This window comes from Pseudomonas fjordensis (assembly GCF_976987115.1).
Map to the genome: position 1 here is coordinate 5,912,527 of NZ_OZ336860.1, position 18,482 is coordinate 5,931,008.

13 protein-coding genes are annotated in these 18,482 nt (G+C 59.8%); 8 read left to right on the top strand and 5 right to left on the bottom strand.

Going from position 1 to position 18,482, the window contains the following annotated elements; translation table 11 throughout:
- Nucleotides 1-10: 10 nt before the first annotated feature.
- A complete protein-coding gene (locus ACWHXD_RS27045) occupies nt 11-328 on the bottom strand; it encodes a PA4575 family protein (protein ID WP_003194269.1) in 318 nt (105 codons plus the stop codon).
- A gap of 400 nt (nt 329-728) precedes the next feature.
- The gene (locus ACWHXD_RS27050) at nt 729-3,167 is read right to left on the bottom strand and encodes a Lon protease family protein (RefSeq protein ID WP_014719999.1); all 2,439 of its coding nucleotides are present in this window, start codon (nt 3,165-3,167) and stop codon (nt 729-731) included.
- 263 nt (nt 3,168-3,430) lie between these two features.
- On the opposite strand from ACWHXD_RS27050, the gene ACWHXD_RS27055 reads away from it, so the two are divergent.
- The 6 genes from ACWHXD_RS27055 to ACWHXD_RS27080 all read left to right on the top strand — a co-directional run bounded on the left by ACWHXD_RS27055 (nt 3,431) and on the right by ACWHXD_RS27080 (nt 8,782).
- The gene (locus ACWHXD_RS27055; RefSeq protein ID WP_010206666.1) at nt 3,431-3,919 is read left to right on the top strand and encodes a DUF3015 domain-containing protein; all 489 of its coding nucleotides are present in this window, start codon (nt 3,431-3,433) and stop codon (nt 3,917-3,919) included.
- 90 nt (nt 3,920-4,009) lie between these two features.
- Entirely contained in the window at nt 4,010-5,863 is a 1,854-nt protein-coding gene (locus ACWHXD_RS27060) for an Lnb N-terminal periplasmic domain-containing protein (protein WP_138761911.1), read from the top strand.
- A gap of 175 nt (nt 5,864-6,038) precedes the next feature.
- Nucleotides 6,039-6,338 (top strand): chorismate mutase, encoded by a 300-nt coding sequence (locus ACWHXD_RS27065; RefSeq protein WP_138761910.1) that lies wholly within the window; start codon nt 6,039-6,041, stop codon nt 6,336-6,338.
- Nucleotides 6,339-6,548: 210 nt separating this feature from the next.
- A complete protein-coding gene (locus ACWHXD_RS27070; protein WP_138761909.1) occupies nt 6,549-7,634 on the top strand; it encodes a type I restriction endonuclease in 1,086 nt (361 codons plus the stop codon).
- 198 nt (nt 7,635-7,832) lie between these two features.
- On the top strand, nt 7,833-8,189 hold the full coding sequence (locus ACWHXD_RS27075) for a hypothetical protein (protein WP_032895244.1): 357 nt from the start codon (nt 7,833-7,835) through the stop codon (nt 8,187-8,189).
- A gap of 95 nt (nt 8,190-8,284) precedes the next feature.
- Nucleotides 8,285-8,782 (top strand): GreA/GreB family elongation factor, encoded by a 498-nt coding sequence (locus tag ACWHXD_RS27080; protein WP_138761908.1) that lies wholly within the window; start codon nt 8,285-8,287, stop codon nt 8,780-8,782.
- Here ACWHXD_RS27080 and gdhA read toward each other — a convergent pair.
- Complete coding sequence (gene gdhA, locus ACWHXD_RS27085) at nt 8,779-10,116, bottom strand: NADP-specific glutamate dehydrogenase (RefSeq protein ID WP_138761907.1); 1,338 nt, start codon at nt 10,114-10,116, stop codon at nt 8,779-8,781. The two genes, ACWHXD_RS27080 and gdhA, sit on opposite strands and share 4 nt — an antisense overlap.
- A gap of 214 nt (nt 10,117-10,330) precedes the next feature.
- On the bottom strand, nt 10,331-11,488 hold the full coding sequence (locus ACWHXD_RS27090; RefSeq protein ID WP_138761906.1) for an MFS transporter: 1,158 nt from the start codon (nt 11,486-11,488) through the stop codon (nt 10,331-10,333).
- Nucleotides 11,489-11,583: 95 nt separating this feature from the next.
- Here ACWHXD_RS27090 and ACWHXD_RS27095 point away from each other — a divergent pair, with 95 nt between their 5' ends.
- Entirely contained in the window at nt 11,584-12,513 is a 930-nt protein-coding gene (locus ACWHXD_RS27095; protein WP_499084875.1) for a LysR family transcriptional regulator, read from the top strand.
- A gap of 66 nt (nt 12,514-12,579) precedes the next feature.
- Here ACWHXD_RS27095 and ettA read toward each other — a convergent pair whose 3' ends face one another.
- Nucleotides 12,580-14,244: an energy-dependent translational throttle protein EttA gene (gene ettA / locus ACWHXD_RS27100; RefSeq protein ID WP_014720011.1), complete on the bottom strand. Its 1,665-nt coding sequence runs from the start codon at nt 14,242-14,244 to the stop codon at nt 12,580-12,582.
- A gap of 285 nt (nt 14,245-14,529) precedes the next feature.
- Here ettA and ACWHXD_RS27105 point away from each other — a divergent pair, with 285 nt between their 5' ends.
- Entirely contained in the window at nt 14,530-18,381 is a 3,852-nt protein-coding gene (locus ACWHXD_RS27105) for a sensor domain-containing protein (RefSeq protein ID WP_138761904.1), read from the top strand.
- Nucleotides 18,382-18,482: the final 101 nt, after the last annotated feature.

Genomic DNA, 18,482 nt, shown 5'->3' on the forward strand with positions numbered 1-18,482 from the left:
GGAACGATCCTCAGAGGGCCAGCCGCTCCTGGCCGCCATTGAGTTGGCGCAGATGGGCCTGCAGGTGCAGGCACCAGATCTGCGGCTCGTCCATTTGCTCGTAGCCGTGCAAGGTCAGGCTATCGACGATGGTGCCCAGCATGCGTTCTGCCACGAAAGGCCCATGGAACGGGCCCTGGGATTTGACGGTGGATGGCTGTTCGCCCGACATGCCGGCGGCAAATAGCAGCGTCCACATCCCGTTATCCCCGGCAAGAGGGCGAATGGAGCATTCGATACGGGTGACCAGGCCCAGGCACTGGCGGGTAAGGCAAAGGTTGCGCGACATGGCGGCGACCCTCGGTAGATCGGTGTTCAGCCCCAGCGCGCGGCGAGGCTGTTTCTATCCTGCGACTCCTGTGGATATCCCTGACTCTGAGAATAGAATAAAAACGCGACAAACCAAGGTTGTAGAGACCAACGGGCGTTGGTCCCAGGCGAGAGTCAATTTTGTGGCACGCTAAACGTCCCAAATACACCATAGATCACTGTGGGAGCTGGCTTGCCTTAGTGCCAGTCAGTCAAGGCTTTTTTGTAGGAGCGAGCTTGCTCGCGAAAAACTCACAGGCGCCGCGTTCATTCAGCAAGCACGCGTTATCGTTGACGTTTTTCGCGAGCAAGCTCGCTCCTACAAAAGGCGATGACCGCTTAACTGACTTGCCTTAAGGCAAGCCAGCTCCCAACAGCAATCAGGTTGGCTTGGCTTCTGCCAACGCCTGCTGCGCCAGCTCTTTCTCCGCCTCCTTCAGATCTTCCTCGCTGATCATCTCGGCAATCGCCCGCAAGCGCTCCACCACCCGCGCATTCACGGTGCCTTCCGGGAACTGCCCCTCGGCGTCCGGCTCACCGGCATCCTCGCCCACCAGCAGGCTCAACGCCTCATCCGCCTGGCGCACCGCATAGATATGGAATTGCCCGGCACGCACGGCCTGCAACACCTTCTCGTCGAGCATCAACGTGGCCACGTTGGCTTGAGGGATGATCGCCCCCTGCTCACCGGTCAGCCCGCGGGCTTCGCAAAGGCGGAAGAAGCCTTCGATCTTCTCGTTGACCCCGCCCACCGCCTGCACTTCACCAAACTGGTTGATCGAGCCGGTAATCGCAAAGCATTGCTTGAGCGGCGTCTTCGACAAGGCCGAGATCAAGGTGCATGCCTCGCCCAGGGACGCACTGTCGCCGTCCACATACCCGTAGGACTGCTCCAGGGCGATACTCGCGGAAATCGCCAACGGAAATTCCTGGGCATAGCGGCTGCCCAGGTAACCGGTGAGGATCATCACGCCCTTGGAGTGAATCGGCTGGCCGAGATTAACTTCGCGCTCGATGTCGACGATACCGCTGCCGCCCGGGTACACCGTGGCGGAAATCCGCGCCGGTACGCCGAATGCCGAGTCGCCGACCTCCAGCACCGTCAAGCCGTTGCACTTGCCCACAGCGGCGCCGGCAGTGTCGATGAGGATGACGCCGGCGAGCATGTCGTCGAGAATCCGCGCCGACACGCGGCCGGTGCGCGTGGCCTTGGCCTTGAGGGCGCGCTCGATATGCCCGGCATCGGTCATCTCATCGCCGGCCAGGTGGCGAATAAAGTCCGCCTCGCTCACCAGCTGGAACAAATCACCAATACGCGCCGACAAGCGGCCCTGATGTTCGGCCAGGCGTGCGCTGTAGGTCGCCAGGCGCGCCACCGCGTCCGAGGTGAGCGGCGCCATGCCTTCTTCCGAAGTACGGGTTTTGAGCAACTGGGCGAACTGCTCCAGGCTCTCGTCGACCATCGGGATGTCTTCATCGAAGTCCACCAGTACGCGGAACATCTCTTGGAAGTCTGGGTCGGCGTCCTGCAAGGCGTAATACAACTGGCGCGAACCGATGATGATCACCTTGACCTGCAAGGGAATCATCTGCGGGTTGAGGGTCACCGTGGCCAGGCGGCCGAGTTCGCCCAGGGGCGATTCCATCTTCAGCTTGCGCGATTGCAGGGAGCGCTTGAGCGCATCCCACACAAACGGCTCGCTGAGCATTTTTTCGGCTTCCAGAATCAGGAAACCGCCGTTGGCGCGGTGCAAGGCGCCGGGACGCAGCTGGCGATAGGTGGTGTAGAGCGCGCCCTGGTCGGTGCTGTATTCGATACGGCCGAACAGGTTGTCGTAGGTCGGGTGCGGTTCAAACACCACCGGCGCGCCACCGTTGACCGAGTGGCCTACCACCAGGCTCGGGCAGTATTGCTCTTCGAGCAGCTTGCGCGCCTGGGCGTCGGTCTTGGCGTCGTCCACCAATTGCTCGACCACGGTTTTTAGCAGGTACACCTGCATGGCCTGCAGGTAGCCACAGACGCCGGCATTTTCTGCGTATTTTTCCGACAATGGCGCCAGCAAAGGCTGCAGGGCCAGAGTGATGGTTTCTTCGTTGAACTGGCGCAACTGATTGTTGGATTCACGCTTCCATTGCGGCAGGCTGGCCAGCTCTTCGTTGAGGCGTTCTTCCAGCTCGGAGATATCGGTGTGGAAGCGCTCACGATCGGCTTCCGGCAGTTGCGAAAACTCGGCTTCGTCCAGCGCCTTGCCGTCGAGCATCGGCGTGAAGGCGATGTTGGAGCTGTCGCGGTACAGCGCCACGTCTTTTTCCAGGGCCAGGCGCTCGATCACGTCCAGCGCCTTGTCGTAACGCTGGTTGAACGCCCGGTCGATGGCGCTTTTACGCTGTTGATACGTCGGGTGTTCGAACACCGCCGGGAAGGTGGCGACCAGGTTATCCACAAGGCCGTTGATATCGGCGATAAACGCCGCGGCGGCGCCACCTGGCAATTCCAGGGCGCGGGGCTCGCGCGGCTCATCAAAATTATTCACATAAACCCAGTCCGCCGGGGTTTGCAGGCGCTTGCCTTCGGCTTTCAGGTAGCGTTTGACGAACGAAAAGCGGCCGGTGCCCGGCTCGCCCATGACAAACACGTTGTAACCGGGGCGTGGCATGGCCACGCCGAACTGCAAGGCTTCAACCGCACGTTCCTGGCCAAGCACACCGCGAAAGGGCTCCAAATCATTGGTGGTCGAGAAGCTGAACTGTTCAGCGGAGAAAGGGCGAGTCAGCGCTTCGGGCGCTAGACGCAAGCTGGCAGCAACAGGATCAGGCATCGGGCTTCCTTACATCAGGCGGGGCAGATGGGGCATTCTGGCTCCCGGTTGAGCGCTCTGGCAAGGCGCGCTTTCGGGAAAGCATAGACACGGCACGCGTCCTACAAAAAAATCGCCCGCCACTGAATGTTTATAAAAAAACACGGAACCCTGGGAACGTGCCTAAACTCCAAACTGCGCGGGTTGGACTAATAACTGGCCCCTAGGGTGCGTTGAGCACCTGAACCCTTGTCCATTGGTTTGCACACAAAGAGAACAAAGCTATGAAACGGATCCTTCTTGGTACTCTCTTCACCGTCGTCTCCCTCAATGCAATGGCAGAAGCACCAGGTGGCCCGAACTGCGGTTGGGGCAACATGTTGTTTGAAGGCCAGCGCGGTACTCCGGCCCACTTCCTCGCCTCCACCACCAACGGTACTTCGGGTAACGCCACCTTCGGCATGACCTCGGGCACCAACGGTTGCAGCACCAACAGCGCCCTGTCCTACGGCGGCAAGTCCTGGATTGCCATGAATGGCATGATGAACGAGCTGTCCGAAGACATGGCCAAAGGCAACGGCGAAGCGCTGACCACCTACGCGGTGGTACTGGGTGTTGCCCCTGAAGATCGCGAGCACTTCGCGGCTGTGACCCATGAACACTTCCAGCAGATCTTCAGCAAGGCTGACGTGACCGCTGACGACGTGCACAACAACACCATTGCTGTACTGAAAAGCGATGCCCGTCTGGCGAAATACGCAACCCAGGCTTAAGCTCGACCTGCCCGCGCCTTTCGAGGCGCGGGTACTATTTTTGGACCCGCCTCCCCTTTGGGTCTCACTTTTTTGACTTAAGTTGCCCCTATGCTCAAACGCTTTGCCTGGTTGGCACTCTTCGCCTGCGCCCCGCTGTACGCGGCCCCGCACCTTGATGATCAACGTTTGCAGCAACTGGCCAATGATCCGTTCTGGCTGTCGCTGGGGCACTACGAAGCCGGCAAAGTCAGTGGCTGGCGCAGCTATGTCAGCGACAAGAAATTCTTCATAGCTCCCGATGGCGCACACCATCCGGACGCCGAACTCAAGGCCACCGTTGATGCGCTGTACGCACCGGCCAGCCTGGGTGAAAAGCACGCCCAATGTGTTTACCCCGCACGTACCCGCTGGCTCAAGGCGCAGTTGCAACTCAACGACCTGCCCGCCCTGGAATGCAAAGAGTTCACCCAGTGGTTCAAGGACGTCGCGCCCCATAGTGCGGTGATGATCTTCCCGGCGGCCTACCTCAACAGCCCGTCGTCGATGTTCGGCCACACCCTGCTGCGCATCGACCAGGCCGACGTGCAAAGCAACAACACCGCGCTGCTCAGCTATGCGATCAACTTCGGTGCCTATATCGAAGGCTCCGACAACAGCATCCTCTACGCCTGGAAGGGCTTGATGGGCGGTTATCCGGGCCTGTTCGCCCTGGTGCCTTACCAGGAAAAGCTCTCCGAATACCGTAGCCTCGAAAACCGCGATTTGTGGGAATACCGCCTGAACCTCACCGAGGTCGAAACCAAGCGCATGGTCGAGCACGTGTGGGAGCTCAAGCAGATCCAATTCGACTACTTCTTCTTCGACGAAAACTGCTCCTACCGCCTGCTCGAGCTGCTGCAAGTCGCCCGCCCCGGCCTGCGCCTGACCGAACAGTTCCCGCTCACCGCGATCCCTACCGACACGGTCAAAGCGGTAAAAGACGCAGGGCTGGTAGAGAAGATCGACTATCGCCCATCCCGTGAACGTGAACTGCTGGAACGCGCCAAGCCACTCGATAGCGATGAGCAACAGTGGGTGCTGAACATCAGCGATGACCAAAAGCAATTGCAGGAACCTGCATTCAAAGCCCTGCCCCGCGAGCGCCAGGCACTGATCGTGGACGCCGCTTACCGCCTGGGCCGCTACCGCGCCAACGGTTTGGAACGCGATGCGACACGCTCCCAACGCAGCTTCGAACTGCTGCGCGCAATCAACCAGAACCCGGCGCCAGACCTGAAGATCACCCCGCCTGGCCTGCCGGAAAACGGCCACGAGTCGCGCACCTGGCAAGCCGGCATCGGCACCCGCGGCGACAAAGCCTTCGGCGAATACGGCCTGCGCATGGCGTATCACGACCTCAACGACAACGCCGAAGGCTTCCCCCTGGGCGCGCAGATCGAAATTTTGCAAATGAAATTGCGCCAATACGAGGGCAATCACTGGCAGCTCCAGCAACTGGACCTGGCCACCATCCGCTCGCTGACGCCGCGCAATGCGCTGCTGCAACCCTGGTCGTGGCAAGTCACCGGCGGCCTGGAACGCGTGCCGGGCAAACACGACGACGAAACCCTGGTGGCCCACGTCAACGGCGGCGCCGGTGGCACCTGGCAACTCTCCGACGACATGCTCGGCTTCGCCCTCGGCACCGTGCGCGTGGAGCACAACAACGATTTCAGCGAAGCCATCTCCCCTGCGGCCGGGTTCAACACCGGCGTGCTGTGGAAAAACCCGTTGGGCAACCTGAGCCTGGAAGCCAAGGGCGACTTCTTCACCAACGGCGAAGTGCGGCGCAGCATCAGCCTCAACCAGCAATGGGAACTGTCACGCAACCTGGGCCTGCGCCTGAGTGCCCAGCGTGAGTTCAGCCACCTGTCCACGCCGGTCAATGAAGTGATGCTTGAGCTGAAGTGGTACCACTACTGACTCAAGCCTTACAACGTTCAAAATGTGGGAGCGGGCTTGCTCGCGAATGCGGTGCGTCAGGCAAATAATCAATGACTGACACTGCGCATTCGCGAGCAAGCCCGCTCCCACATTTGGCCCGTGTATAGTCAGCCCTACCGCATCGCACCTCGCCAAAATCAGGAGTTCCATCGACATGACTGTTGCCTGCACCACCCTTGAAGAAGTGCGTGAAAACATCGACCGCCTCGACCAACATATCGTCACATTGCTGGCCAAACGCGGCCACTTCGTTTCCCAAGCTGCACGCTTCAAAAAAGACACCGATGACGTGAAGGCCCCACAACGGGTTGAACAAGTAATCGCCAAGGTGCGGGCATTATCCGAGGTAGTGGGCGCCAACCCTGAGGTCACTGAGCAGGTCTATCGCGCGATGATTGCTGCATTTATTCAACAGGAATTGGCTGAGCATGCCGCGCTCGGAACAGCAGGCTGAAATCAATCAAATTTCTTTGCCTGCATGGAAGTTCTAAGCCCCTCATTAACTCTTTGAAAAACAAGTAGAAAACTTTAGCCGTTTTTTGAGCCTTTTACCTGTGAAAACTTATTCCTAATGACCTAGCTTTATGAAGGTTTGCGTCTAGTCTTGGTTGGATATCAAACTGCCATCAACCTAAACACGGATCCGAAAGGTAAGAGGCTCACTATGGATTTTTTTGAAAAGCTCACCAGTCTGGCAGCAAAGGTTCGATTGCAAGGCCCGGCCATTCAAACAGAAGAGGCTACAAAAAATGCCTTCGTAATGCCTTTTATCAACACGGTGCTGGGCTACGACGTGTTCGATCCACTGGAAGTAATGCCTGAATTTGTTTGTGATGTTGGAACGAAGAAAGGCGAGAAGATCGATTATGCGATCATGAAGGACGGTGAGGTGCAAATACTCATCGAATGCAAAAAGATCGGCGAGTCCCTGAGTATTAATCACGCCTCGCAGCTCTTTCGATATTTTCACGTCACAAGCGCAAGAATATCTATCCTCACCAACGGTCAGGTCTACAGGTTCTTTACCGACTTGGACGCCCCCAATAAAATGGACGAAAAACCGTTTTTGGAACTGGACTTACTGGATATCGATGAATACTCAGTACCTGAACTGATCAAGCTCACCAAATCAGCGTTCGATGTCGACTCAATCATCAATGCTGCTGGGGAATTAAAATACGTCAGCCAATTGAAAAAGCTCATCGGTACCCAAGTCAGCAAACCAGAAGATGATTTTGTGAAGTTTTTCGCCTCACGTGTCTACGAGGGCGTAATCACACAAAAGGTTCGCGAGCAATTTTACGAACTGACCCGTAAAGCATTAGCCCAGTTTCTGAATGATCAAATCAACGATCGTCTGAAGTCCGCAATGAGCGGCGTTATTCAACCCTCGCTAGCATCAATACCCGTTACAAACAGCGCGAAGCCAGACGCACAAGACCGAGATGAAACAGAAGATAAAATCCTGACGACGCTGGAAGAGCTGGAGGGTTATCACATTGTCCGGGCCGTTGTACGCTCAGTGGTCGATGCAAAACGAATCGTACAAAGGGATACGCAGAGCTATTTTGGAGTTCTGCTAGACGATAACAACCGTAAGCCGATTTGCCGTCTTCACTTCAATCGCAGCCAGAAATACCTCGGGATATTCGACGAGGAAAAAAATGAAACGCGGCATGCGATTTCGTCCATCGATGAGATTTACGAATACGCCGATCAACTGAAAAAGACAGTGGGTTATTACGACTGACACCTGAAAGCAGGCTGGTATTAGCGCAACCCCACACCCTGTACCTATGGCGAGACAGATTGCTCCATCTCCATAGGTACAGCGTCGACTTCGAACGGCGAGTGAACCAAACACCCTTCTCACCTTTTCTTCACACCGCCCCAACAAATCCCCTTCTAGACTCTCCTTATCAGCCGTAAAACGGCCAGGGAGTACGCCATGTGGCGGTATGCGGTCATGCTGTGCGCGGTGGTGGGGTTGTCGGGTTGCCAGTCAACCCATCAGGAATTGCTGGCCAAAGGTTATCCACCGGCCTTCGCCGACGGTTTTGACGACGGTTGCAGCAGCGGTCGCCAGGCCGCTGGGGTGATTACCGGGGAGTTTCGCAAGAATGTGCCGCGCTATCTGAAAGACCGGCCATACGCCGAAGGTTGGGAAGATGGGTTTCGTCAGTGCAAGGCCATGCGCGAGAGCCAGGAACTGCGCGATTACGAGGAAAACCGCAGGGACGACCGCGAACACGATTGGCAGCAGGAAAAAGATCGTGACGCCGCCAAAGCCTATCGCTCGCGCTGATCGTGACGCGGAGCGTCACAGGATGCATTCCCACGCGCAGCGTGGGAACGATCAGCCCGCGAACGTGGCCCAACTTCCATAGGAAGGAGAACGCCATGAGCCGAGCTTTTGTAAATGAAGACAACGCGGCGGCCCACGCCGATCAGCCGGTGGAGCGCCAGGTCAGCGAGCAGCCCAACCGCCTGACTGCGCATGGGTTGGCGCAGTTGCAAGCCAAGGTGGCGCAGTTACAAGGAGAGCACAGCGACGAAGCCGCCAAGGGCGAGCAAGCTGATAAACAGCGCCAGGCCGACCTTGAGCGGGATTTACGCTACTTCAACCAGCGGGTGCAAAGCGCCCAGGTAGTCGTGCCGGCCACGTCCACCGACAAGGTACAGATCGGCAGTTGGGTCACGTTCGCCAACGAGCAGGACGAACAGCAGCGCATCCAGTTAGTCGGCGAAGACCAGGCCGATGCCAACGCAGGCTTGATCAACTGGGGCTCGCCCCTGGGCCGTGCCTTGCTGGGCGCCCAAGTGGGCGACGAGGTGCTGTGGCAGCGCCCCGTCGGCGATCAGTTGATCGAAGTGTTACGCGTCGAACCCGACATTTAAACGATACCTTGGGCCAACATCGCGTCAGCCACTTTCACAAAGCCTGCGATGTTGGCGCCCTTCACGTAGTTGATACGGCCGTTTTCTTCACCGTAATGCACGCAGGCATGGTGGATCGACTGCATGATGTTGTGCAGCTTGCTGTCCACTTCGCCTGCGGTCCACAGCAGGCGCATGGCGTTCTGCGACATTTCCAGGCCGCTCACCGCCACACCACCGGCATTGGACGCCTTGCCCGGCGCAAACAGGATGCCCGCGTCGATAAAGATATCCACAGCCTCCAACGTGGTCGGCATGTTCGCGCCTTCGGCCACGCAGAGGCAGCCGTTGCGCAGCAAGGTGCGCGCAGCGTCGGCGTCGAGTTCGTTCTGGGTGGCGCAGGGCAGCGCGATATCGCAGGCCAGTTCCCAAGGCGTCTGGCCTTTGCGGAACTCCAGGCCGAAACGTGTGGCCAGTTCACTGATACGCCCGCGCTGTACGTTTTTCAGCTCCAACAGGGCGGACCATTGTTCTTCGGTCAAACCGCTTTCGGCGTACAGGGTGCCTTCGGAGTCCGACAGGGAAATGACCTTGCCGCCCAGGTCCATGACCTTGCGCGCCGCGTACTGCGCCACGTTGCCAGAGCCGGACACCGCCACCCGCTTGCCTTCGACGCGCAGGCCTTGGCGCTTGAGCATTTCCTCGGCGAAATACACACAGCCAAAACCGGTGGCTTCCGGGCGGATCAAGCTGCCGCCGTAAGTCATGCCCTTGCCGGTCAGCACCGAGGTGAATTGATTGCTCAAGCGTTTGTACTGGCCGAACAGAAAGCCGATTTCCCGCGCGCCCACGCCGATGTCGCCGGCCGGTACGTCCACGTCCGCACCGATGTGGCGGTACAGCTCGCTCATGAACGCCTGGCAGAAGCGCATCACTTCGGCGTCGCTTTTGCCCTTGGGGTCGAAGTCCGAGCCGCCTTTGCCGCCGCCCATGGGCAGAGACGTCAGGGAGTTCTTGAAGGTCTGTTCGAAGGCGAGGAATTTCAGCACACCCAGGTTGACCGAAGGATGGAAGCGCAAGCCGCCTTTGTAGGGCCCAATGGCGCTGTTCATCTGGATACGGAAACCGCGATTGACCTGGACCTTGCCGTGATCATCCACCCACGACACCCGGAACGTGATCGCGCGCTCCGGCTCGCAGATGCGCTCCAGGATGCCCGAGGTCAGATAGTGCGGGTTGGCTTCAAGAAAGGGCCACAGGCTGCGTAGGACTTCTTCTACAGCCTGGTGGAATTCCGGCTGGTCCGGGTCGCGTTTCTTGAGGCGGGCAAGGAAGGAGTCGACGGATTCGGTCATGAAAAGTCTCGGCAAATTGATTGTTGTTAAACAGAGATTGAGCCGGACTTTATCAATTCGTTTCGCACCGCGACAGGGCAAAATGTCGCCTTTGTGAAATTAAATGGTGCAATAAGTATAAATAACTGCTTTTTTTTGCCCTTAAATGGGGATTTCACTCAGGGTTTTGCACCAACAGGGAGGCCGATTTGCCGCGCTGTCCGGCGATCAGGGCCTAGGGCGTTGCCGGCTTCCAGCCCAGCAGGGCAATCGCCAGCGACAACAGCTGAAAACCTGCGACCAACGCCACGCAGCCCGGCCAGCCCCACTGATTCCAGAGCATGGCCGGGACCACAGCGCCGGCGCTGCCGCCCAGGTAATAGCCGGTCAGGTACAGCCCCACGGCGCCGGACTTGTCCGGGCCTGCCGTGGTGGCGATATACGCATTGGCGGATGCCTGTGCCAGGAATACGCCGGTCGAGCTCAGGGCTAGCCCCAGCACGATCAGCCACAGGGACGGCAACAATGTCAGCGCCGAGCCACAGATGCCGAGCGCAACAGCGCCGGTCAGTAACTGCGATTGTGGTCGCGATTTGCTCAAGCGCCCCGCAACAGGAATGACCACCAGCGCCAGTAGGAACACCGCATACAAAGTGCCCAAGGCCGCAGCGCCCAGGTTGAACGGGGCCTGGCTGAGATACAGCCCGGCATAGGTAAAGGTTGCGACTTGTGAGAACAGCACACAAAAACCGACGCCATAAGCCGCCAGCAAGGGTTTGCGCAGAAGCCGGCGCACCCCGCGCATGCCCACGGCCGCAACGCCGGGCCGCGCCACCGGGTTGGCCGGCAACAGCCACACAATCAGCAGGCCGACCAGCAGGCTGATCACCGCCAACAGTTCGAAGGCTTCGCGCCAGCCCACATATTGGGTCATGACACCCGAGACAAAGCGCCCGGCAAACCCACCGAGCACCGTACCCGCGACGTACAAACTGGTGATCTCGGTAACGCTGGCCGCACGCCAGCGATCGCCGATATAGGCCACGCTGGTGGCGAACACCACGGGGATCAACATCCCTTCGACAAAACGCCACACCAGCAGCTCGGCAAAGCTGTCCACATAGGCCGTCAGCAGCGTCGGCAGCGCCAGCAGCAACGCGGCCACGGCAATCACCGTGCGTTGCTCGAAACGTCCGGTCAGACGCCCGACAAACGGCGCGGTCAGCGCCACGGCCAGCGTGGTCACCGTGATGCTCCACCCTGCCTGCCGGGCGCTCACCTGGAAGCTTTCGGCAAACGCAGGCAGGATGCTCTGTGTCGCATAAAGATTCAGAAACGCCGCACAGCCACACAGGAACACGGCGAAGCGGGCGTGAGGCAAGCGCGGGTTCATGTGATCTCTCGTCTTATAGTCGAGGATGTTTATAGAATACCCAGCGCAGGGAATACCAATACCGAATTCGGACCGATCAATACCCAGGAAACAGAATGCTTGATCTACGCAAGTTACGTTACTTCCTGACGGTCGCCGAAGAGCTGCACTTCGGCCGCGCAGCCCAGCGCCTGCACCTTGCCCAACCGCCCCTGACGCGGCAGATCTCGGCTTTGGAAACCGAGCTTGGTTTTCGCCTGTTCGACCGCACCAGCCGCACGGTCACACTGACCGCCCAAGGCCAGCACTTTTTGCCCTATGCACGCGCGGCGCTGGAGCACGCCAGGCTTGCACAAGACATCGCCGCCAAGCTGGCTGCCGGCTCGACCGGCCAACTGGTCGTAGGCTATGCCAGCTCGATCGCGTTGTCGGAACTCTTCAGCCAAACCCTGCAAGCCTTCGCCCAGCGTTTTCCCGATGTGCAACTGACCCTGGTGGAGAGCGCTTCCGGTAGCCTGCACACGCACGTGCTGGACGGGCGCATCGACGTCGGCATGAGCCGCCTACTGCCGGAGGCTGGGCAAACCGGCGTCGAGGCTTTGTCCTTGGGGCAAGAACCGCTGGTGGCGGCGCTTTGCAGCGACAACCTGCTGGCGGACCAGGACGAAGTCACCCTCGCCCAGCTCAGTGAGTACCCGTTGATTCTGTTCCCCAGCGACTACGGTTCGGGCCTCAACGGCTCCATCGAGCACCTGTATCAACGCCGCGGCCTGGCGCTGCGCCCGGGCCCTGCGGGGCGCCAGATCACCTCGATCATCGCCCTGGTGGCGGCAGGCCAAGGTGTCTCGCTCGTGCCCCAGTGCACCCGCACCCTGGCCAGGGAAGGCGTGGTCTACCGCCCCTTGGCAGACCCCGAAGCCTGGGTACACCTGCTGATACTCACGCGCTCACCGTCACGCTCATTGTTGGTCGAGGCGTTTATGGGGGTGGTCGAAGAATTGCTGCGCAGCCGCCCAACGCTGGCGCCCACGACGCTTCCGGCATAACGCGGGCAAAAAAATACCCCTGCGTGAGGGGTATTTTTTCAACAGGCTGTGGCGGCTATTGCAGCATCAGGCCAGTTTTTTGTGGCGTACGCGGTGCGGCTGGGCAGCGGCCTCACCCAAGCGCTTCTTGCGGTCGGCTTCGTACTCGGTGTAGTTGCCTTCGAAGAACACCGCCTGGGAGTCATCTTCGTACGCCAGGATGTGGGTCGCGACGCGGTCAAGGAACCACCGATCGTGAGAGATCACAATGGCGGCGCCCGGGAAGTCCAACAGGGCTTCTTCCAGGGAACGCAGGGTTTCAACGTCGAGGTCGTTGGACGGTTCGTCGAGCAGCAGGACGTTGCCGCCCTCTTTCAGGGTCAGGGCCAGGTGCAAGCGACCGCGCTCACCACCGGACAGGTCCTTGACGAACTTCTGCTGGTCGCCGCCCTTGAAGTTGAAACGGCCGACGTAGGTGCGCGACGGGATTTCATAGTTGCCGATACGGATCTGGTCAGAACCGTCGGAGATCTGCTGGAACACAGTCTTGCTGCCGTCCAGGTCGTCGCGACTCTGGTCCACACAGGCCAGTTGCACCGTGTCACCGATCTCGATGCTGCCCGAGTCCGGGGTTTCCTTGCCCATCAGCATGCGGAACAGTGTGGATTTACCCGCACCGTTACCACCGATAACGCCGACGATCGCGCCTTTTGGCATGGCGAACGACAGGTTGTCGATCAGCACGCGGTCGCCATAGCCTTTGGTGACGTTCTTGAACTCGATGACCTTGTCACCCAGGCGCGGGCCAGCCGGGATGTAGATCTCGTTGGTCTCGCTGCGCTTCTGGAATTCCTGCGACTGCATTTCTTCAAAGCGTTGCAGACGAGCCTTGGATTTGGACTGACGGGCCTTGGCGCCTTTGCGCACCCACTCCAGTTCTTCCTTCATGGCTTTTTCGTGGGCCGATTGCTGCTTGGATTCGGCGGCCAGACGGTCGGACTTGGCTTCCAGCCAACCGGAGTAGTTGCCCTCGTAAGGGATACCGGCGCCGCGGTCGAGTTCGAGGATCCAGCCGGCGACGTTGTCCAGGAAGTAACGGTCGTGCGTGATCGCAACCACGGTGCCCGGGAAATCGTGGAGGAAATGCTCCAGCCAGGCGACAGAATCGGCGTCCAGGTGGTTGGTCGGTTCGTCGAGCAGCAGCATGTCAGGGGCCGACAGCAGCAGGCGGCACAGGGCCACACGACGCTTCTCACCACCGGACAGGTGCTCAACCTTGGCGTCCCAGGCTGGCAGGCGCAGCGCATCGGCGGCGACTTCCAGTTGGCGCTCCAGGTTGTGGCCATCGCCCGCCTGCAGGATCGCTTCAAGCTTGGCCTGTTCGGCGGCCAGCTTGTCGAAGTCGGCATCCGGTTCGGCGTAGGCGGCGTACACCTCATCGAGGCGCGCCTGGGCGTCCTTGATCACGCTGACGGCTTCTTCGACCACTTCACGCACGGTCTTGGTCGGGTCCAGAATCGGTTCTTGCGGCAGGTAACCGATGTTCAGGTCCGGCATCGGGCGCGCTTCGCCTTCGAACTCGGTGTCGACGCCTGCCATGATTTTAAGCAGGGTGGACTTACCCGAACCGTTGAGGCCGAGCACGCCGATCTTGGCGCCTGGGAAGAAGGACAGCGAAATGTTTTTCAGGATTTCCCGCTTCGGCGGAACAACTTTTCCCAGCCGATGCATGGTGAAGACGTATTGAGCCATGGTGAACCTAGCGTCAGTGACTGATGAATTAAGCGGACGAAGCCCGTGCCAGGCCATGCGCCGCGCGGGCCTTTGACTATCATCAATGCCAGCGAGCAAAAAAAGCCTGAATGTCTGGGGCTGGAACGCCCCCGCGTAACCGGCAAAGCTACCTGAATGCGCTGGGGCAGTCCAGCCAGGCAGGACTGGCACTTTGCCACAACTCAAGGCATGCTAGCCGCCCTTCGGGCGTCCGGCTTATAGTGCACGTCGCGCGCCAGTCCAGCCAAACCGCAGGATCACAGTTTGTCCAACGTCACGCCGCCCACGCCCTTGCGCGCCGCTCATATTGCGCCGGGAGCGCCCCTGCACGGCACCTTGAAAGGCGCGTTGGCGACGCTTGTCCTGCTGTTGCTCGCCTTATTGTTCTGGCAGTTGCTTGACCAACTGCAGCAAAACCAGAAAAACCAACAGCAATACACCATCGACTACAGCGCCGACCTGGCCGAGCAGATCAGCCAGAACATGGCCCTGAGCGCGCAGATCGCCCTGAACCTGCTGCCCATCCTCGAACCACCGCGCACCGCCGAACAGCAACAGGCCTTGATGCGCTCCCTGCAGCGCTCCCTGCCGGATTTGCGCAGCTTCGCCCTGCTCGCCCCCAGCGGCGCCCTGATCAGCGACACTGCCCAAGGCAGCCGAGACAGTGCCCTGCTCGAAGACCTGGTCAAGCGCAGTCACGCCCAGTCCTACTACCTGAGCAACGACAACGACGGCACGGTCATCTATCTGTTGCTGCACCAACCCAGCGGTGGCTCCAAGGTGTACTGGGCCTTGCGCCTGGCGCCCAATTATCTGGCCAACCTCACGCGCCAGGATGTCCAGGGCCAACGCCCGATGTGGGCGATCGAGAACAACCTGAACCACCGTGTGGTCAGCCGTGACAGCGGGATGCCGGCGCAGTGGTCCGGCGCCCTGACGCCGGAAGAATTGAACCGCAGCGTGCTGGTCACGCCGTTGAGCAAAAGCGATTGGCAACTGCGCGGCATGTTTGACCGCGGTGCGGTGCTGGAACAGCTGCTGCCGGCCTTTATCGGCAAGTGCCTGCTCGGCCTGGCGTTTTCGCTGATCCCGGTGATCGTGCTGCTCAACATGCGCCGCCGCCAACGCCAGGTGAATGAAGGCCGGCGGCGCTATCAGGACATCTTCGAAGGCACCGGCGTGGCCTTGTGCGTGCTGGACCTGTCGGGGCTCAAGGCGTTTTGCGACAAAACCCAGGTGCAAAGCCGCGAGCAGTTGCACGATTGGTTGCAGGCCAACCCCACGCAGCGCAAGCAACTGCTCAAGGAGTTGCGCGTCACCGAGGTCAACCAGATGGCCGTGCGCCTGCTGAACGTCGCGTCCTGCGAGCAAGCCTGGGAGCGCCTGATCGATGATTGCCCGAGCAATGCTACGTCCATCGGCTATCAGGTGCTGGAAGCCGTACTGACCCGGCAAAAACAGCTGGAGCTGGAAATCCAGCTCAACGACGTGGTCGGCAACGAACAGTACCTGTGGCTGGTGATGCGTTTGCCGGAGCAGCAGGATGACGTCAAGGCGGTGATCCTCAGCATCAGTGACATCACCAGCCGCAAGCTGATCGAGTTGTCGCTGGTGGAGCGTGAAAGCTTCTGGTCGGATGTGGTGCGCACCGTGCCCGATCACCTGTATGTGCAGGACGTGATCAGCCAGCGCATGATTTTCAGCAACCACCATCTGGGCCACACCCTGGGCTACAACAAGGCCGAACTGCAGCAAATGGGTGAGTACTTCTGGGAAATCCTGCTGCACCCCGAAGACGCCGAGCATTACCACGATTTGCGCCAGCAGCAACGCCAAGCCGCTTACACCACCCAACTGCACTGCCAACTGCGCTTTCGCCACCGCAATAACCAGTGGCGCCGCTTCGATATCCGCGAACAGGCCCTGGCCCGCGATACGTCAACGGTGGTCACTCGGATCATCGGCGTGGCCAAGGACATTACCGACCAGATCGAGGCCAGTGAATCGCTGCGCGACAGTGAACAGCGCTACCGGATGCTGGCCGAAAGCATCAGCGACGTGATCTGCTCCACCGACAGCCAACTGGCGCTCAACTACATCAGCCCCTCGGTCAACACCGTGCTGGGCTATGACGTGGACTGGGTGTTCAAGAACGGCTGGCAATCAATCGTTGCCAACCCGCAGCAGTTGACCGGCATTTACAGCCTGATGGAGCAGGTCAGCCGCGCCCTCGGCAACGCTGAGGCCTTGAACACCTTGCGCGATGAAGTGCAGACCCAGCTGTTTCTGTTCGACTGCCTGCGCGCCGACGGGCGCAAGGTGCCGATAGAGCTGCGCCTGGTGCTGGTGTGGGATGAACATGGCGCGTTTGAAGGCATCCTCGGCGTGGGCCGCGATATCAGCCAGCAACGCCGCGCCGAAAAAGACCTGCGCATGGCGGCCACGGTATTCGAACACTCGACCTCGGCGATCCTGATCACCGACCCGGCCGGTTACATCGTGCAGGCCAACGAGGCGTTCAGCCGGGTCAGCGGCTATGCGGTGAGCGATGTGCTCGACCAGTTGCCCAATATGCTCACCGTCGATGAGCAGCAGGAAGCCCACCTGCGTTATGTGCTCAAGCAATTGCACCAGCACAGCACCTGGGAAGGCGAGGTGTGGCTCAAGCGTCTCAATGGCGAGCATTACCCGGCCTGGGTCGGCATTACTGCGGTGTTCGACGATGAAGGCGACCTGGCCAGCTACGTGTGTTTCTTCAGCGATATCAGCGAGCGCAAGGCCAGTGAGCAGCGCATCCACCGCCTGGCCTACTACGACGCGCTGACCCACTTGCCCAACCGCACGCTGTTCCAGGACCGCTTGCACACCGCGTTGCAGTCCGCCGAACGGCAGAAGTCGTGGGTGGTGCTGATGTTCCTCGACCTCGACCGCTTCAAACCGATCAACGACTCCCTCGGCCACGCGGCCGGCGACCGCATGCTCAAGGAAATGGCCACGCGCCTGCTCGGCTGTGTGGCCGAAGACGACACCGTGGCGCGCATGGGCGGCGACGAATTCACCCTGCTTTTGCAACCACGGGTCAGCCGCGAAATGGCGCTGAACCGTGCGATCCATGTGGCCGAGCAGATCCTCGCCAGCCTGGTCAAACCCTTTGTGTTGGAAGGCCGCGAGTTCTTCGTGACCGCCAGTATCGGCATCGCCCTGAGCCCGCAAGACGGCAACGAGCTGAGCCAACTGATGAAAAACGCCGACACGGCGATGTATCACGCTAAAGAGCGCGGCAAGAACAACTTCCAGTTCTACCAGGCCGACATGAACGCCAGTGCCCTGGAGCGCCTGGAACTGGAAAGCGACCTGCGCCACGCCTTGGACCAGAACGAATTCGTGCTGTATTACCAGCCGCAATTCAGCGGCGACGGCAAACGCCTGACCGGCGCCGAAGCCCTGCTGCGCTGGCGCCACCCGCGTCGCGGGCTGGTGCCCCCTGGGGATTTCATCCCGGTATTGGAAGAACTCGGGCTGGTGGTGGATGTGGGCGACTGGGTGATCAGCGAAGCCTGCCGCCAGCTCAAGGCCTGGCACCAGAACAAAGTGCGCGTGCCTAAAGTTTCAGTGAATATTTCGGCGCGGCAGTTCTCCGACGGCCAGTTGGGCACGCGCATCGCCACCATCCTCAAGGACACCGGCCTGCCGCCGGCGTGCCTGGAGCTGGAGCTGACCGAAAGCATCCTGATGCGCGAAGTCAACGAAGCCCTGCAGATCCTCGCCAGCCTGAAGAACCTGGGCCTGAGCATCGCGGTGGATGACTTTGGCACTGGTTATTCGTCGCTCAACTACCTCAAGCAATTCCCCATCGACGTGCTGAAGATCGACCGCACCTTCGTCGACGGCCTGCCCTCGGGTGAGCAGGACGCGCAGATTGCCCGGGCGATTATTGCCATGGCCCACAGCCTGAACCTGGCGGTGATTGCCGAAGGCGTGGAAACCCATGAGCAGTTGGACTTCCTGCGTGAGCATGGCTGTGATGAGGTGCAGGGCTACCTGTTCGGGCGGCCGATGCCGGCGAATCGGTTTGAGGTGCAGTTCAGTAATGATGCCCTCTTCATGTTTGACTGAAAGCTGTGGGGGGCTTAGGTTTTTTTGTAGGAGCGAGCTTGCTCGCGAAAAACTCACAGGCGCCGCGTTCATTCAGGATGCACGCGTTATCGTTGACGTTT

Excerpts from the sequence above, each read along its gene's own strand:
- ACWHXD_RS27090 (WP_138761906.1), bottom strand. The coding sequence starts at position 11,488 with ATGAACCCGCGCTTGCCTCACGCCCGCTTCGCCGTGTTCCTGTGTGGC.
- ACWHXD_RS27095 (WP_499084875.1), top strand. The coding sequence starts at position 11,584 with ATGCTTGATCTACGCAAGTTACGTTACTTCCTGACGGTCGCCGAAGAG.
- ACWHXD_RS27080 (WP_138761908.1), top strand. The coding sequence starts at position 8,285 with ATGAGCCGAGCTTTTGTAAATGAAGACAACGCGGCGGCCCACGCCGAT.
- ACWHXD_RS27075 (WP_032895244.1), top strand. The coding sequence starts at position 7,833 with ATGTGGCGGTATGCGGTCATGCTGTGCGCGGTGGTGGGGTTGTCGGGT.
- ACWHXD_RS27070 (WP_138761909.1), top strand. The coding sequence starts at position 6,549 with ATGGATTTTTTTGAAAAGCTCACCAGTCTGGCAGCAAAGGTTCGATTG.
- ACWHXD_RS27055 (WP_010206666.1), top strand. The coding sequence starts at position 3,431 with ATGAAACGGATCCTTCTTGGTACTCTCTTCACCGTCGTCTCCCTCAAT.
- ACWHXD_RS27060 (WP_138761911.1), top strand. The coding sequence starts at position 4,010 with ATGCTCAAACGCTTTGCCTGGTTGGCACTCTTCGCCTGCGCCCCGCTG.
- gdhA (WP_138761907.1), bottom strand. The coding sequence starts at position 10,116 with ATGACCGAATCCGTCGACTCCTTCCTTGCCCGCCTCAAGAAACGCGAC.
- ACWHXD_RS27065 (WP_138761910.1), top strand. The coding sequence starts at position 6,039 with ATGACTGTTGCCTGCACCACCCTTGAAGAAGTGCGTGAAAACATCGAC.
- ettA (WP_014720011.1), bottom strand. The coding sequence starts at position 14,244 with ATGGCTCAATACGTCTTCACCATGCATCGGCTGGGAAAAGTTGTTCCG.
- ACWHXD_RS27050 (WP_014719999.1), bottom strand. The coding sequence starts at position 3,167 with ATGCCTGATCCTGTTGCTGCCAGCTTGCGTCTAGCGCCCGAAGCGCTG.
- ACWHXD_RS27045 (WP_003194269.1), bottom strand. The coding sequence starts at position 328 with ATGTCGCGCAACCTTTGCCTTACCCGCCAGTGCCTGGGCCTGGTCACC.